Genomic DNA, 15757 nt, shown 5'->3' on the forward strand with positions numbered 1-15757 from the left:
CGCGACCGCGCGTGGCCGAACGCGCGCGCGAAACGCCGCCGCCGGGCACCGCCGCCCCGGGCACCGCGCCGCGCGCGACGGTTCCCCCGCGCCCGATCGCCAGCCAGTCGCCGCCGCCGCGCTATCCGCCGCAGGCGCTGCGGCGCGGCGAGAGCGGCACCGTGCTGGTGCGCGTGCGGGTGGGTGCGGACGGCACGCCGGAGGACGTGTCGATCGCCGACAGCAGCGGCTCGCGCCTGCTCGACCGCGAGGCGCTGGAGGCGGTCCGCCGCTGGCGATTCACGCCGGCGACCGCGAACGGCCGGCCCGTCGCGGACACGGTGCAGGTGCCGATCGACTTCCGCACCGAGCGCTGATCGCGCCTTGCAGGCGCGGCTTCAGCCGCGACCGCACGCCGGTTGCGGACGGTTGTGCGCACGCGCTGGGCCGCCGCCGAAGCCGCCCGTAGGCGCACGGCGGGAGTAGCTGAAGCCGCGCCTACAGGGCGGGTTCGAGGGCGAGGCCGGCACGACGCGCGAGCTCGTCGAAGCCGGGGAACGAGGTCGCCACGTTGTCGACGTCGTCGATGCGCACCGGCGCGGCGGCGCGCTGCGCGGCGATCGCGAAGCTCATCGCGATGCGGTGGTCGCCGCGGCTGTGCACGGCGCCGCCGCGCAGCGGCGTGCCGACGATGCGCGCGCCGTCCGGCGCCTCCTCCACCTCGCACCCCAGCGCGCGCAGACCTTCGGCCATCACCGCGATACGGTCGGACTCCTTGACCCGCAGCTCGGCCGCGCCGCGCACGACGGTGACGCCCTCCGCACAGGCGGCGGCGACGAACAGCGCGGGGAACTCGTCGATCATGTCCGGCACGCGATCGACCGGCACCTCGATGCCATGCAGCGGAGCGTGGCGCACCACCAGGTCGGCGACCGGCTCGCCGCCCTGCTCGCGCCGGTTCGTTTGCTCGATGTCGGCGCCCATCGCGCGCAGCACGTCGAGCAGGCCGGTGCGGCGCGGGTTCATCCCCACCGCCTCCAGCGTCAGGTCCGAGCCGGGGATCACGCTGCCGGCGACGAGGAAGAACGCCGCCGAGGAGAAATCGGCCGGGACGTCCACCTCCGTCGCGCGCAGGCGATGCCCGCCGGCGATGCGCGCGAAACCCGGAGCGAACTCGATCGGCCAGCCGAACGCGGCCAGCATGCGCTCGGTGTAGTCGCGCGTGGGATGCGGCTCGCGCACGACGGTCTCGCCCTGCGCGTACAGGCCGGCCAGCAGCAGCGCCGACTTCACCTGCGCGCTCGCGACGGGCGTGGCGTACTCGATGCCGCGCAGCGCCCGTCCGCCGCGGATGCGCAGCGGCGGCAGGCCGCCCGGCTCGGCCTCGATCAGGGCGCCCATCCGCGAGAGCGGGTCGATCACGCGCCCCATCGGCCGCCTGGACAGCGACGCGTCGCCGATCAGCACGCTGTCGAACGGTTGCGCCGCCAGCACTCCGGCCAGAAGACGCATGCCGGTGCCGGCGTTGCCGCAGTCGAGCGGCGCGGCCGGCGGCCGCAGTCCACGCAGTCCGACCCCGCGAACGATGCGCTCGCTGGCGTCGGGCGTCTCGATGCGCACGCCGAGCCGTTCGAACACCCGCGCGGTCGCGCGCGTGTCCTCGCCTTCGAGGAAACCGCGCACGCGGGTCACACCCTCGGCGAGCGCGCCGAGCATGATCGCGCGGTGCGAGACCGACTTGTCGCCCGGCACGCGCAGGCGGCCACGCAGCGGCGCGCCGGGCCGCGCGATCCAGGCGGTCATGCGCGCGCTCCCGTCGCCCGCGCGGCGGCGCGGACGTGCGCGCGCCACGGCATGCGGGGCGCGCGGGAATACGTCGGAAGGGCCGGGCGTCCGGAGGGCTCGCGCATCGTCGAACGGCGTTCGCGTGGCGCGGCAGTATAGCCCCGGCGCCGGCGCCGCCGGACGCGCGCGGCTCAGGCCGTCCGCGTCGCCTTCCCGGCGTCGCGCGCGCCCTTCGCGCCCTTGCGCAGCACGCGGTCGAACAGCGCGATCGCGCGTTTCCACGCCTCGCGCGCGGCGGCCTCGTCGTAGCGCGGCGTGGTGTCGTTATGGAAACCGTGCTGCGTGCCGGGCGGCCGATAGAGGCTGTAGCGCACGCCGGCCTTCTTCAACGCCGCCTCGTAGCCCGGCCAGGTGGCGTTGACGCGTTCGTCCTCCGACGCCAGCACCACCAGCATCTCGGCGCGGATCTTCGGCACGTCCTCCAGCGGCGGCGCCGGGCCGTAGAACGGCGCGGCCGCCAGCACCTCGGGCCGCTGCGTGGCGATCAGGCTGGTCATCGCCCCGCCCCAGCAGAAGCCGATCACGCCCAGCCGGCCGTTGCCGCCCTCGAGCTTGAGCACCATGTCGACCGCGGCGAGGAAATCCTGCCGCGTGCGCGCCTGATCGAGCTTCGCGAACTCGGCGCGCGCGGCGTCCTCGTCGCCCGGATAACCGCCGCGCGGATGCAGCGCATCCGGCGCGAAGGCGATGAAGCCCTCCAGCGCCAGTCGCCGCGTCACGTCCTCGATGTGCGGGTTCAGGCCGCGGTTCTCGTGGATCACCAGCACCACCGGCAGCGGACCGCGCGCCTTCGCCGGACGCACCAGATAACCGCGGCCGGTGCCGTGGCCGGCGGGCGAGGCGAACTCGACGTGGCGGGCCACGATGCGGCGATCGTCGGGCCTGACCTGCTGCGCGGCGGCGAACTGCGGACTGAGCGCGGCGAGCAGCCCGGCGGCGGTGGTCGCGCCCACCGCGAAGCGCGCCGCGCCCGAGAGGAAGCCGCGCCGGTCGATGAGGCCGTGCACGTACTGGTCGAACAGGCGCAGCACTTCCGGGTCGAAGTCGCTGGCCTTCCTGCGGGGAGGCGTGCTCATGGCGAGGCTCGGCGGTCGGCGGGCGTCCGACCTTACTTCAGGCCGGGGGAAGGCGGCGTTCCGGTCGCGCATCGGTCCGATCGGCGGTCGTGGACGCCGCCTGCGCGCGCCGCGCGTAGGCTGGGGCTCCGACACCGGAGTCCGCGATGGCCACCGTTCCGATGCCCGCCGCATTCCTCGGCCACGGCAGTCCGATGAACACGCTCGAGCGCAACCGCTACACCGCGGCATGGCGCGCGCTCGGCGCGAGCGTGCCCAAACCGCGCGCGATCCTGATGGTCTCGGCGCACTGGTACGTCAACGCCACCGCCGTCACCGCGATGCCGCATCCGCGCACGATCCACGACTTCTACGGATTCCCGCAGGCGCTGTTCGACGTGCAGTACCCCGCGCCCGGCGCGCCCGAGCTTGCGGGCGAGGTCGCGGAACTGGCGCGCCCGGACCACGTCGGCGCCGACCTCGACAGTTGGGGACTCGACCACGGCACGTGGTCGGTGCTCGCGCATGCGTTTCCGGCCGCCGACGTGCCGGTGGCGCAACTGTCGATCAATGCGCTCAAACCGGCCGAGTACCACTTCGCGCTCGGCGCCCGGCTCGCCCGCCTGCGCGAACGCGGGGTGATGCTGATGGGCAGCGGCAACGTGGTGCACAACCTGCGCGCGATCGACTGGCGCGACCGCGACGGCGGCTTCGACTGGGCTCGGCGTTTCGACGAGCACGTGCGCGAGGTGCTCACCCTCCGGCCGGAAGACGCGCCCGGGCTCGTGCGTCATCCCGATTACGCGCGCGCGGCGCCGACGCCCGAGCACTTCCTGCCGCTGCTGTACATCGCCGGATTCGCCGCCGCCACCGGCATCGCGCCGCAGGCGCTGGTGGACGGCTACGCCTACGGTTCGCTGTCGATGATCAGCTACGGGGTCGGCGTGCCCTGCCCGCCCGACGCCCACGGCCTGCCCGGCAGCGCGCCGCTGCCCGGCGCGGCGCCCGCCGACGGCAGCAACGTCTGACCGCGCGCCGCGGATCGGTTAGGGTGCGTGCCCCGCCGTCTTCCGGAGCTGTGTCGTGGCGCGCTATGCCGGCCCGCTGATCACCCGCCCGCTCGCCGATGCGTTGCGCGCCGCGCGCGACGCCGGCGACGAAAGCTGGCGCGGCTCCCTCGATCTTGGCCGCTCCGAGGACGACGTCGCGCTCGCGCCGGACGCCTGGAGCTGGCGCGGCGTCCGCTATCCCTATCCGGAGCGGCTGAAGGACCGCACGATCCACTACTGGGACGGCGAGGCGTTCGTGCCCGCATCGCGCTACGCCGGCGCGCTGATCAAGCTGGTGCCGACCGGATGGGGGCCGCCGACGTTCGAGATCGACGGCATCAAGATGCTGCCGACGGCGAAGACCTCGCCGCTGGAGGACGCGCGCCGCAAGGTCGCGCTGGTGGAGCCGCGCGGTCGCGCGGTGCTCGACACCTGCGGCGGCCTCGGCTACTTCGCGGCCTGCTGCCTGGAAGCGGGCGCCGCGCACGTGCGCTCGTTCGAGAAGAACGACACCGTGCTGTGGCTGCGCACGCTCAACCCGTGGTCACCCGATCCGGAGGCGCCCGAAAGCGGCGGCCGGCTGCATCTGGCCCAGGCCGACGCGACGCGCGCCGTCGCCGGACTTCCCGACGCCTCGTTCGACGTCGCCCTGCACGATCCGCCGCGCTTCGGCATCGCCGGCGAGCTCTATGCGCAGGCGTTCTACGACCAGCTCGCGCGCGTGCTGCGCCGCGGCGGCCGCCTGTTCCACTACACCGGCGCGCCCAACGCGCTCACCAGCGGCCGCGACGTGCCGCGCGAGGTGGCGCGTCGCCTCGACAAGGCCGGCTTCCGCACGCAGCTCGCGCTGGACGGCGTGCTGGCGGTGCGGCGATGAGCGGAGGCGGCGCCCGCATCCGCGAGCGGCTCGCCGCCGGCCGGTGCGGTCATGCGTTCGCCAACGCGAAATCCAGCGCCGCGCGCACCGCCGCCACCTGCGCGGCGTTGCATTGCTCCGGCGTGGCGCGCGGGCTGTCGGGGTAGACCTCGGTGGTGGTGACGTAGCGCGCGCGGGTGATGCCGGCGCACAGGCCCAGCTCGCGCAGCGGATAGCGGATGACGCCCGGCGCGACGACCGGGGAGCCGATGATCTTGCCGTCGGCGTCGGCGGGCGCGATGTGCGTCACCTCCGCCACCGCCTCGATGATCGCCTGCTGGAACGCGGGCTGGGGATTCTCGGTGTCGTCGACCAGGTAGAAGCCGTCGGGGATGTGGCCGGGTTCGAACGGCTTGCCGTCGCGCGCGGCGAGCGCGGGCCGGAACTCATGCTCGTCCGAGTCGGTCGTCTCGTGCAGGTCGATGTGCACGAGCACGCGCTCGCGCAGCGGCGCGATCAGCCGCAGCAGCGCCGCCGATTCCTCCGCCGGGCTGCCGTCGCGGAACGAGCGGTTGGGATCGACGGCATGCGGGTTCCAGCGATGGATGCGCTCGTACGCCCACGGGCTGATGCACGGCGCCACCAGCACGTCGAGACGGCCGGCGTAGTCGGCCATGTGCCGCTCGGCGAACTGCAGCGCGCCGTGCACGCCGCTGGTCTCGTAGCCGTGCACGCCGCCGGTGACCAGCGCCACCGGCCGCGTTTCGCTCCAGTCGCGGCTGCGGATCGCGTACAGGGGATAGCACTCCGGCGGATAGTCGAGCTGGCCGTACCGCACCACGTCGAAGCGCGGGCGCAGGCGCTCGATGACGCTGAGCACGTCCTCGGCGTAACTGCGCTTGCGCGTCTGGCGCGCGCGCCACAGCGCGCGCTCCTCCTCGCCCCACGGGCGGCCGGGGATGCCGATCGGATACGGGGTGGTGCTCATGGCGTGGGCGGTGTGGTCGCGACGGGCGGGCGACTGTAGCACCGGCCGTCGTGCCCGGCCTCGTTTCCCAGGCCGGGCGCCCCCTTGCCGGCACGCGGAGCCGATATCGCGTAGGATGGGCCCCGTCCGGCGCCCGGCATCCGCCTCCGGGCGCGTTTTCCAGGGTTCTCGCAGGTCCGCACGGACCGCCGCTCGCGCGGCAACGCGACGTCATCCGCACGCATCTCAGGCGCCGACGCGCACCGGGACTCCCGAGTGCGTTCCACACTCGCAGCGCGGTCAAGGAAAGCTTCGAGTCGCCCCACGGTTCGCCGTGGCTCAACGTCATCCGGAGTTTTTCAATGACCGTCGATACCTCGACCTTCGAGGCCCTCGGCCTGCCGCCCGCCGTGCTGCGCGCGCTCGCCGACAAGAACTACACCACCCCCACCCCGATCCAGCGCCAGGCGATTCCGCTGGTGCTGGCCGGCCGCGACGTGCTCGGCGGCGCCCAGACCGGCACCGGCAAGACCGCCGCGTTCGGCCTGCCGCTGCTCGGCCGTCTCGCCGCCGCGACCGCGCCTGCCGGTCCGCGCGCGCCGCGCGCGCTGATCCTGGTTCCGACCCGCGAGCTGGCCGTGCAAGTCACCGAAAGCCTGCGCGCCTATGGCCGTCATCTGCGGCTGTCGATCGTGCCGATCTTCGGCGGCGCCGGCATGACCCCGCAGATCGACGCCCTGCGTCGCGGCGTCGACATCCTCGTCGCCACGCCCGGCCGCCTGATCGACCACCTCGAACGCGGCACCGCGCGGCTGGACGGGGTGGAGATTCTGGTGCTCGACGAGGCCGACCGCATGCTCGACATGGGCTTCCTGCCGGCGATCAAGCGCATCGTCGGCCGGGTGCCGAAGCGGCGCCAGACGCTGCTGTTCTCGGCCACGTTCGAAGCGCGCATCCGCGCGCTTGCGCTTGAGTTCATGCGCGAGCCGGCCGAGGTGGAAGTGGCCGCGCGCAACACCGTGGCCGCCACCATCCGCCACACCGCGCACCCGGTGGAGAGCGCGCGCAAGCGCGAGCTGCTGACGCACCTGCTGGCTGCGCGCTACCAGGACCGCGTTCTGGTGTTCGGCCGCACCAAGCACGGCTGCAACCGTCTGGCCGAGCAACTGGAGAAGTCGGGCATCCAGGCGGTCGCCATCCACGGCAACAAGAGCCAGGCGCAGCGGCAGAAGGCGCTCGATGCGTTCAAGGCCGGACGCTCGCGCGTGCTGGTGGCCACCGACGTCGCCGCGCGCGGGCTGGACATCCCGCAGTTGCCGCTGGTGATCAACTTCGACCTGCCGATGGTGGCCGAGGACTACGTCCACCGCATCGGCCGCACCGGGCGCAACGGCGCGACCGGCGAAGCCATCTCGCTGGTGGGGCTGGAGGAAGGCGCGCTGCTGGCGCAGGTGCAGAAGCTGCTCGGGCAGCCGATCGAACAGGTGGCGGTGGACGGGTTCGCGCCGTCGCATGCGCTCCGTCTCGAATCGACGGCGACCCCGCGCCGCGCCTCCAAGCCCGCCCGCCGTCCGCACGGCAAACCGGCGACGCGCCACGCGCACGGCCCGCAGGCGAAGCCGCGCGCGCAGGCCCAGCGCAGCCGCGCCGCGCGCTGACGTCGGCACCTCCAACCCGGCATAAGCGACACGCCGACACGCGCTCAAGCCCCTCTCCCGTCCACGGGAGAGGGGTTGGGGTGAGGGCGCGCGGCAGGCGCGCAGGGTTGATCGCACAGGCGGCGGGACAAGTCCCGCCCTACGCAAGGCGTGATCCGTGGGTTGGGCTGAGCCGAAGGCGAAGCCCAACGTGGGCCCCCGCCACGCGATGTCGGGCTTCGCTGCGCTCAGCCCAACCTACGAAACCCAGACGAACGCCCGCCGCGCTGCGGCGGGCCGGATGAGGGGTTGGGGTGAGGGCCAGCGCACTCCGCCCGGCGTCATCCAGCAACGTGCGCCGTATCGCCCGCCGTCGCGGCCTGCATCTGCCGCGCGCGCCGTTTCTCGGCGTACATCGCCTCATCGGCCGCGCGCAGCAGGTCGGGCACGGTGCCGTCCGCGGGCAGGCCCGCGCTGCGACCGAAGCTGGCACTGACCACGCCTACCGCGGCATCGATCGGCGTCGCCCGCAACGCCGCGCGCATGCGTTCGATCACCGCATCGGCGACCGCGGCGTCGGCATCGGGGAGGAACGCGGCGAATTCGTCGCCGCTCAACCGCCCCAGCAGATCGCCGGGGCGCACCGAGGCCGCGCAGCGCGCCGCCAGCTCGGCCAGCACCGCATCGCCCACCGCATGGCCGTGGGTGTCGTTGATCGCCTTCAGCCCGTCCAGATCGAACAGCACCACCGCCACCGGCCGGCCCTCGGTCCGCGCGCGCTCCAGCTCCTGCGTCGCCCGATCCTCGAAGTAGGCCCGCGTCATCACCCGCGTGAGGCGGTCGCGCGTCACCTGATCGCGCAGGCGTTCGTTGCTGGCGTACAGCGCCGGCACCGCGAGGCCGAAGTAGGTGTTGACCGCCAGCCCGATCGCGGCGAACTGCAGCGCCACCACGTCGGTGGCGGCGTCGAACAGCGCGCCCGCGCCGACCGTCAGCAGGCCGAACAGCACCACGCCCTTCAGCGCGGCGGCGCGGTTCTCGCTGTGCACCACCCACAACTGCAGGATCAGCGGCACCACCAGCAGCGCCAGCAGCAGGCTGCGCTCGCCGAGCGCGTGCGCGGCGGCCAGCATCGCCACGGTGGTCGCGGCCATGGCCGCAAGCTTCAGCGCCGCCGTGCGCGAGCCCGGCTCCGGATCGCTCTGGAACGGGCTGAAGCGGGACGCGCCGTGCGCGCGCGCGGCTCCGGCCGCGCGCACGATCCAGCGGATGAACAGCGGGCCGAGCGTGAGCAGCGCGACGAAGTCGCCCATCCACCACGCGGCCATCAGACGTCCGGGCGCGTCGGTCTCGATCAGCCCGGTCGCGCTCAACGCCAGCACGCCGCCCAACGCCGCCAGCGCCGAGCCTGCCGCACCCAGCAGCACGAACTTCGTCACCGCGCCGAGCGTGACATCGCGCGGCCTGCGCGCGTGGTGCCGGCGCAGCAGCATCGCCGGCAGGGCATAGGCCGCACCGTGGGTCAGCGCGAAGGCGACGCTGGATGCGGCCAGCACGCCGGGCCGCACCACCCCGGCGTACTGCAGCTCGGCCAGAAACGTGGCCGCCGTGCCGGCGACGAGGATCGCGGGCAACGCCCGTGCGCCCACCACCAGCAGCGCGGCGAACGTCACCGCCGCCGGCGGGAACCACAGGCTGGCGTGCGGCGCGTGCTCCAGCACCCGCGCCAGCACGAACGTGCCGAGCCAGAGCGCGAGGATCGCCACCTGCAGCCGCACGCCCGCCGCGAATCGCACGGCTGCGGCCCCTGGTCGTCTGACGCCCATCTCGCCCCCTCGGATGTCGGGATGCCGCCCTCCCGTCCGCTGGCGGGGACCGCACACAGGGTAACCCCGCCGAGGCCCGGGCGGGCGACCGGCCGCGTCGCGGCCGACCGGACGCGCGGCTATCCGCGCCAGTTGGCGTGCGTGCGCCAGAACTCGACGCTGCGCAGGTACGCCGCGCGGTCGATCGGCACGCCCGAGCCGCCCTCCTCCACGCCGAGCGCATTGCGCATCATCGTGATCGGCGCCATCGGCGTCTCTTCCGGCTCCATCGTGTACATGCAGCCCACCACGCCCCAGTCGGCGTCGATCCGCGTGCCCTCCCTCGCCAATTGCTCGCGGCTGTAGAGGATCGGGATCAGGTACTTGGCCACCGGCGGTTCGATGCCCTCGAACCAGCGCACCAGCACCGGCAGTTCGTCGGTGGTGCGCGCCTCGTAGTCCGAACGCAGCAGGTGCCGGTTCTCGTCCGTGATCGGTACCGCAAGGCAGCGCGTCGAGGTCCAGTTACGGTGCACGTGCAACTTGCAGAACGGCGCATAGCCGTCGAGCACCTTCAACGGCGGCACGGTGTTGAGATGGCGCTCGAACGCCTCCGGCGTGCAGTCCTGGATGGTGTTGCGGCGCGGCTCGCGCGGAAACAGGCGGGAACGGGCGAACTCGGTGAGGACGATCGACATGGCTCCGGCGGCAGGCGTGGAAAGGCGCGGATTATCGCGGCTGCGCCGCTGCCCGCAACGCACGTCCCGAGCGGCGCGACTATCGCCGCGAGCCGCGACTCCCCGGTACCGCATGCGTGGCGTTGTAGTCGATCGCCTCGCGCAGCAGCGCGCGCAGCGCCTGGGTGTCGACCGCGTCGCCCTGACGGAAATCGATCGCACGCCATCTGTTTCCGCCCAGCCCGGCGTTGAACAGGCCGTGCGGATCGCGCAGACGGGCGCCGTGGAAGAAGGTGAGCTTCACCTTGTCCTTGTGCGCATTGGCGAGCGCGACCATGCCCCCGTGCGACCATACCGGCGTGCCCATCCACTTCCATTCCTCGATCACGCCCGGCTCGACCTCGCGGATCACGCGCCGGATCCCGGCGAGCGTCGCGCCACGCCAGTCGGCCAGTCCGGCGATCAGGCGGTCGATCCGGACCGCGGCATCCTCGCTGCCAGCCCGTGCGGTGACGGGCCTGGCGGCCTTCTTCGGCGCCTCCCTTGCAGCCGTCGTCCCGGCGCGAGCGCGCGCGGCGGCGGGCGGGGATCGGGTTTTCGTTCCGGTCATCGTCGGCTCTCCGTCAACCGCGGATGCGTTCGTCGCCGGCCGGTGCGCCCGCGGCGCGCGCTGCGCGCCACCGCGCCATATGCGGCAACGCGAACAGATGGAGACCGCTGAGCAGCAGCAGCGCGAGCGGAATCAGCGTCAGCACGCCGACCCAGAACGCCAGCGCCTCGCGCCCCTGCACGGCGAAGTTGGCGATCACCGCGAGCGTGAATGCAATCGCCAGCGCGCGGTGCACCCGCCGCACCCATCCCCCGGCGATCATCGGCCGGCCCCCTCACGACGCGACTGGATCAGCTTCCAGCCGTTGCCCGACGGATCGCGGAAGCTCGCATCGACGTTGCCGTAACGTTCGATCGGCGGCTGCGTGAACTCCACCCCGCGGGCGTGCAGGCGCTCGTAGGTCGCGCGGCAATCGTCGACGTTGAGCACCAGCGGCGGCATCGCACCCTTGGCGACGATCCCGTGCAGGGCCTGCGCGGTCGCCTCGTCGTGAACCGGCGGCCCCGGCAGGAACAGGCCGAGCTGGAAGCCCGGCTGATCGGGATGCTGCACCGTCAGCCAGCGGTAATCGCCGTTGCGCACGTCGCTGGCGATGCGCAGGCCCAACTTGTCCACGTAGAACGCCAGCGCCTCGTCCTGGTCGCGCACGTACAGTCCTACCACGCCGATGCCTTCGCTCATATCGCCTCCGTTCCGGTCGATGCGTCCATGCTAGGCATCGCCTCCTGCCGGCGCTTCTCCGAAACTGCGCGAACGAGGTGCGGCCGGTGCGCGGCGGCCAGGAAGCACGGCGGCACGGCGGCGAGCCGGTGCGTCGTCGCCTTCATGCGCGCGCGCAACGCGCCGGGGGTTTCGCCGGTGACGTCGCGGAACACGCGGCCGAAGGTGCCGAGGCTGTTCCAGCCGGTCTGCAACGCGATGTCGAGGATCGGCAGGTCGGTATCGCGCAGCAACGCGATGGCGCGCTCGATCCGGCGCGTCAGCAGGTAGCGGTGCGGTGGAATGCCGAACGCCTCGTTGAACGAACGCGCGAAATGCGCTTCCGACACGCCGCTCACCTTGGCCAGGCGCGAGACCGGCCAAGCCTCGTGCGAGGCCGCATCCATGCGGTCCTTGGCGCGCAGCAGACGGCGCAGCAGACGCGGGTCCTGACCGGTGGCCATCCGCAGCGGCCTACATGCGCTCGCCGGGCAGGCGGCTGGCCTGTTTCACCCAGGCGACGAATTGCGCTTCGTCGAACGGCTGGTCCTCGCGCACATGCAGGTAGCGCGTGTCGCCGCTTTTCGAGGGCTCCGGCGGCACCGGATCGAGCCGGGCGCCGCGGAAGAACGCCACCTTGACGTAGCGCTCGAAGCAGTGAAGGCCGAGGAACCAGCCCTGCCCGTCGATGCCGTACAGCGGCGAGTTCCATTTCACCGCCTTGCGCACGTCGGGCACCGCACGCCCGATCAACGCGTCGAGGCGCTCGCCGACCGCGCGCTTCCAGCCGGGCATCGCGGCGATGTACGCCTGCACCGGCGCATCGCCCTCGCCTTTCGGGATCTGCGGATTGCCGCCGGCCAGCAGCTTCGGCGTGCCGGAGCCCTGCGCGCCCGCCGGTGCCTGTGTTGCGGTTCGGCCTGTGTTCTTCGCGGACGTCCTGCGGGCCACGCCCAGGCCTCCGTGACAAGGGTTGGGGACGGCGGATCGCGCGGCGCGCGGCCGGCAGTATCGGCGTGGAAACGTCCGGGGCGTCCGCTGCGACTGGACGGTGGGCGAAGGCCCGCCTCGCCCCGTTTCCAACGTATATCAGCGCCAGGGGCTTGCGGCAAGGCGCATCGGCAGGGGCAGAGTCGCCGGCCCCGGACCGAGCGAGGTAGCCGTATGCCCCTGTCGCATGACGTCGTGATCGTGGGCGCGGGCCCGACCGGATTGACGCTGGCGGCCGAGCTGAAGCTGGCCGGCGTCGACGTCGCGCTGGTCGAACGCCGGACCGATCAGTCCGTCGCCGGCTCGCGCGCCGGCGGACTGCACGCGCGCACGCTCGAGGTGTTCGACCAGCGCGGCATCGCCGGGCGTTTCCTCGCGCAGGGCCAGACCGTGCCGGTGGTCGGATTCAATCTGGCCGCGCTCGCGATCGACGATCTGCCCACCCGCCATCCCTACACGCTGGCGCTGTGGCAGCACCGGATCGAGCGCGTCCTGGCCGAGTGGGTCGACGAGCTGGGCGTGCCGGTCCTTCGCGGCATCGACGCCGACGGCTTCGCGCAGGACGACGCCGGCGTCGAGCTCGCCCTCGCCGACGGCCGCTGCCTGCGCGCCTGCTACCTGGTCGGCTGCGACGGCGCGCGCAGCCGCATCCGCAAGGCCGCCGGCATCGGTTTCCCCGGCTGGGACGCCACCACGAGCTGGCTGATCGCCGAGGCCGACACCGCCGAGGAACCGCAGTGGGGCTTGCACGAGGACGCGCACGGCGTCCACGCGATCGGCAGGACCGAGGACGGACGCGCACGCATCGTGCTGACCGAGCGCCGGCTCGCGCCGGGCGGCGATCCGACGCTGAAGGACGTCCGCGGGGCGCTGGCCGGCATCTACGGCACCGACTTCGGCATCCACTCGCCGACGTGGGTGTCGCGCTTCACCGACATGGCGCGACAGGCGGCCGAATACCGCCGTGGCCGCGTGCTGCTGGCCGGCGACGCCGCGCACGTGCATCCGCCGCTGGGCGGCCAGGGCCTCAACCTCGGCGTGCAGGATGCGGTGAACTTGGGCTGGAAGCTGGCGCAGGTGGTCGCCGGCCTCACGTCCGGGGCGCTGCTCGACACCTACCACGCCGAACGCCACCCTGTGGCCGCGCGCGTGCTGCGCAACACGATGGCGCAGGTGGCGCTGCGCCGCACGGACACGCGCAGCCGCGCCCTGCGCGGGATGTTCGCCGAGCTGCTGCAGGTGGATGAAGCGCGCCGCCGCCTCGCCGCCGAGATGTCCGGCCTGGACGTGCGCTACGACCTCGGCGCTGGCCATCCGCTGCTCGGTCGCCGCATGCCCGACCTCGACTTCGACACCACGCACGGCCCGCTCCGCACCTACGCGCTGCTGCACGGCGCGCGGCCGCTGCTGCTCGATTTCGACGTGCCCGGCGGCTCGACATCGCGCCGCCCTGGGCGGATCGGGTCCGGCACGTGCGCGCGCGCTGCGCGGGCCCCTGGGACGTGCCGGCGCACGGCACCGTCCCCGCCCCCGCCGCCGTGCTGGTGCGGCCGGACGGCCACGTCGCCTGGGTCGGCGACGGCCGCGATGCCGGACTCGCCGACGCCCTCGCCGCCTGGTTCGGCCCGCCCGCGCGCGAGGCCGGGGCTGTCCGTAAAACCCGCGCCTGATCGCCCCTCGCGCCACGCCGCTCTACGCACCCCCCCCGCGGGCGTCGTGGCTATGATGACCGCCCTGCCGCTTTGCATCGCCTGATGACTCCGCGCCCCGTTCCCGGCTGGTTCGACGCCGACCGCGCCGCGTTCATGCAGTCGATCGTCTCGATCAGCCTGGGCGCGCGCGATGCCCGCCTGCGTCCCTCGGTGACCAAGGGCCTCGGCTGTCGCGTGCTCGCGGGCGGCGAGGTGCGGGTCTACGTCGATGCCGCCGTGTCGCAGGACCTGCTGCGCGACATCGCCGACAACCGCCTGATGGCCGTCGTCTTTTCCGACATCGTCCGCCACCGCACCCTGCAGGTGAAGGCCGCCGACGCCCACGCGCGGACGCCGGACGACGACGACCACGGCGCGGTCGAGGCGTACCTCGCCGGCTTCACCCGCGCCGTCGTCTCCGCGGGCTATCCGGAATCGCTGGCGCGCACCCTGCTCGCGCACGAAGCGGCGGCGCGCGTGGCCGTGGTCTTCCATCCGCACGAAGGTTTCGAGCAGACGCCGGGACCGCAGGCCGGCCAGCCGCTGGAGCCGTCGCGGTGAGCTGCGACCTGTTCGCCATCCGCGAATGCCTCGACGGCGGCGTGCCGGCGGTGGTCGCGACCTGTGCGCCCGACGGCACGCCCAACATCACCTACGTCTCGCAGGTGCATCTGGTCGATGCCGGCCACGTCGCGCTGTCGTTCCAGTTCTTCAACAAGACGCGGCAGAACGTGCTGGTCAACCCGCAGGCGGTGGCCTACGTCATCAATCCGGAGAGCGGCGCGCGCTACCGCCTGCACCTGCACTACCTGCGCACCGAGAGCGAGGGGCCGCTGTTCGAGAGCATGAAGGCGCGCCTGGCCGGTATCGCCTCGCACTCGGGCATGAGCGAGGTGTTCCGCCTGCGCGGCAGCGACGTGTACCGGGTGGAGGCGATCGAGCCGGTGGGCGGCGCGCCCGCGCGGCCCGAGCGCTACAAGCGGCTGCTGCCCCGCGTGCGCGAGACCGGCGAACGGCTAGCGCGCGCCGACACCATGGCCGCGCTGTTCGAGACCCTGCTGGAAGCGCTGGGAACCCGCTTCGACATCCGCCACGCGATGGTGCTGCTATGCGACCGCGAGCGCAGCCGGCTGTTCCTGGTCGCCAGCCGCGGCTACGCCACCTCGGGCGTGGGCTCGGAGATCCCCTACGGCGCCGGCGTGATCGGCGTGGCCGCGCAGCAGCGCGTGCCGATCCGCATCAACTACTCCGCCGCCGAGTACGCCTACGGACGCGCCGTGCGCGACAGCGCGCTGGCGCGCGGGCTGGCCGATCCGCTGGAAACCGCCATTCCCTTCCCCGGCCTGGCCGAGCCCGGCAGCCAGATGGCGGTGCCGATCCTGCTCGGCGAGGACGCGCTCGGCCTGGTGTACGTCGAAAGCGAGGACGAGGGCCGCTTCAACCACGACGACGAGGACGCGCTGGTCTGCCTGGCCGGCACGCTGGGCTGGGCCATCCGCGCGCTCGAGGACGACGCCGAGACCGACGACGCGCCGGGCGCGCAATCGTCTCGGCCGGAACCCGATGGCGCGCCGCCGCTGCTGGTACGCCGCTACGCGCGCGACAACAGCGTCTTCCTGGACGAGGACTACCTGATCAAGGGCGTGGCCGGCGCGATCCTCTGGCGTCTGCTGCAGACCTACACGCGCGAGGGCCGGGTCGACTTCTCCAATCGCGAGCTGCGCCGCGATCCCGCGATCGGCCTGCCCGACGTCACCGACAACCTCGAAGCGCGCCTGATCCTGCTCGCCAAGCGGCTGGCCGAGCGCGGCGGCGCGCTGCGGCTGGAGAAGACCGGCCGCGGCAGGCTGCGCCTGCACGTCGGCCGGCCGGTGGTGCTGTGCGAATCGCCGTGAGC

17 protein-coding genes are annotated in these 15757 nt (G+C 73.2%); 7 read left to right on the top strand and 10 right to left on the bottom strand.

What is annotated here, in order from left to right; all coding sequences use genetic code 11:
* Positions 1–356 (top strand): energy transducer TonB (locus FQY64_RS04460; protein ID WP_146472505.1); only part of this gene is annotated, 356 nt, incomplete at its 5' end.
* Between the two features lie 121 nt (positions 357–477).
* On the opposite strand, the gene aroA is transcribed toward FQY64_RS04460, so the two are convergent.
* Entirely contained in the window at positions 478–1782 is a 1305-nt protein-coding gene (gene aroA, locus FQY64_RS04465; protein WP_146472506.1) for a 3-phosphoshikimate 1-carboxyvinyltransferase, read from the bottom strand.
* A 173-nt stretch (positions 1783–1955) separates the two neighbouring features.
* Complete coding sequence (locus FQY64_RS04470) at positions 1956–2900, bottom strand: dienelactone hydrolase family protein (protein WP_146472507.1); 945 nt, start codon at positions 2898–2900, stop codon at positions 1956–1958.
* Positions 2901–3046: 146 nt separating this feature from the next.
* Here FQY64_RS04470 and ygiD point away from each other — a divergent pair, with 146 nt between their 5' ends.
* Positions 3047–3907, top strand: coding sequence for a 4,5-DOPA-extradiol-dioxygenase (gene ygiD / locus FQY64_RS04475; RefSeq protein WP_229814837.1), 861 nt, complete (start codon positions 3047–3049; stop codon positions 3905–3907).
* Positions 3908–3962: 55 nt separating this feature from the next.
* Positions 3963–4805, top strand: coding sequence for a class I SAM-dependent methyltransferase (locus tag FQY64_RS04480; RefSeq protein ID WP_146472508.1), 843 nt, complete (start codon positions 3963–3965; stop codon positions 4803–4805).
* A gap of 49 nt (positions 4806–4854) precedes the next feature.
* On the opposite strand, the gene FQY64_RS04485 is transcribed toward FQY64_RS04480, so the two are convergent.
* Entirely contained in the window at positions 4855–5772 is a 918-nt protein-coding gene (locus FQY64_RS04485; protein ID WP_146472509.1) for a M14 family metallopeptidase, read from the bottom strand.
* Between the two features lie 341 nt (positions 5773–6113).
* On the opposite strand from FQY64_RS04485, the gene FQY64_RS04490 reads away from it, so the two are divergent.
* On the top strand, positions 6114–7409 hold the full coding sequence (locus FQY64_RS04490; RefSeq protein WP_146472510.1) for a DEAD/DEAH box helicase: 1296 nt from the start codon (positions 6114–6116) through the stop codon (positions 7407–7409).
* A gap of 320 nt (positions 7410–7729) precedes the next feature.
* Here the strand turns inward: FQY64_RS04490 and FQY64_RS04495 are convergent, their stop codons facing one another.
* The 7 genes from FQY64_RS04495 to FQY64_RS04525 all read right to left on the bottom strand — a co-directional run bounded on the left by FQY64_RS04495 (position 7730) and on the right by FQY64_RS04525 (position 12046).
* On the bottom strand, positions 7730–9184 hold the full coding sequence (locus FQY64_RS04495; RefSeq protein WP_186760852.1) for a GGDEF domain-containing protein: 1455 nt from the start codon (positions 9182–9184) through the stop codon (positions 7730–7732).
* A gap of 149 nt (positions 9185–9333) precedes the next feature.
* Positions 9334–9891, bottom strand: a complete 558-nt coding sequence (locus tag FQY64_RS04500) for a DUF3228 family protein (RefSeq protein WP_146472512.1) — start codon at positions 9889–9891, stop codon at positions 9334–9336.
* A 79-nt stretch (positions 9892–9970) separates the two neighbouring features.
* Positions 9971–10480, bottom strand: a complete 510-nt coding sequence (locus FQY64_RS04505; protein ID WP_146472513.1) for a DUF1801 domain-containing protein — start codon at positions 10478–10480, stop codon at positions 9971–9973.
* A 13-nt stretch (positions 10481–10493) separates the two neighbouring features.
* Entirely contained in the window at positions 10494–10742 is a 249-nt protein-coding gene (locus FQY64_RS04510; protein ID WP_146472514.1) for a hypothetical protein, read from the bottom strand.
* Entirely contained in the window at positions 10739–11161 is a 423-nt protein-coding gene (locus FQY64_RS04515) for a VOC family protein (RefSeq protein ID WP_146472515.1), read from the bottom strand. Before FQY64_RS04515 ends, FQY64_RS04510 begins: the two co-directional genes overlap by 4 nt.
* Positions 11158–11643 carry a helix-turn-helix transcriptional regulator gene (locus FQY64_RS04520; RefSeq protein WP_146472516.1) on the bottom strand — a complete coding sequence of 162 codons (486 nt, stop codon included), beginning with the start codon at positions 11641–11643 and terminating at the stop codon, positions 11158–11160. The genes FQY64_RS04515 and FQY64_RS04520 overlap by 4 nt, the downstream gene beginning before the upstream one ends.
* Positions 11644–11653: 10 nt before the next feature.
* Positions 11654–12046 carry a DUF1801 domain-containing protein gene (locus FQY64_RS04525; RefSeq protein WP_308435000.1) on the bottom strand — a complete coding sequence of 131 codons (393 nt, stop codon included), beginning with the start codon at positions 12044–12046 and terminating at the stop codon, positions 11654–11656.
* A 297-nt stretch (positions 12047–12343) separates the two neighbouring features.
* Between FQY64_RS04525 and FQY64_RS04530 the strand changes: the two genes are divergently transcribed.
* The 3 genes from FQY64_RS04530 to FQY64_RS04540 are packed head-to-tail and all read left to right on the top strand — an operon-like array spanning position 12344 to position 15755.
* A complete protein-coding gene (locus FQY64_RS04530) occupies positions 12344–13924 on the top strand; it encodes an FAD-dependent oxidoreductase (protein WP_222431751.1) in 1581 nt (526 codons plus the stop codon).
* Positions 13924–14421, top strand: coding sequence for a hypothetical protein (locus tag FQY64_RS04535; protein ID WP_146472518.1), 498 nt, complete (start codon positions 13924–13926; stop codon positions 14419–14421). The genes FQY64_RS04530 and FQY64_RS04535 overlap by 1 nt, the downstream gene beginning before the upstream one ends.
* Positions 14418–15755 carry a GAF domain-containing protein gene (locus tag FQY64_RS04540; protein ID WP_146472519.1) on the top strand — a complete coding sequence of 446 codons (1338 nt, stop codon included), beginning with the start codon at positions 14418–14420 and terminating at the stop codon, positions 15753–15755. The genes FQY64_RS04535 and FQY64_RS04540 overlap by 4 nt, the downstream gene beginning before the upstream one ends.
* The last annotated feature ends 2 nt before the right edge of the window (positions 15756–15757 follow it).

The organism is Vulcaniibacterium thermophilum, assembly GCF_007923255.1.
In the GTDB taxonomy this organism is placed as follows: domain Bacteria; phylum Pseudomonadota; class Gammaproteobacteria; order Xanthomonadales; family Xanthomonadaceae; genus Lysobacter_F; species Lysobacter_F thermophilum.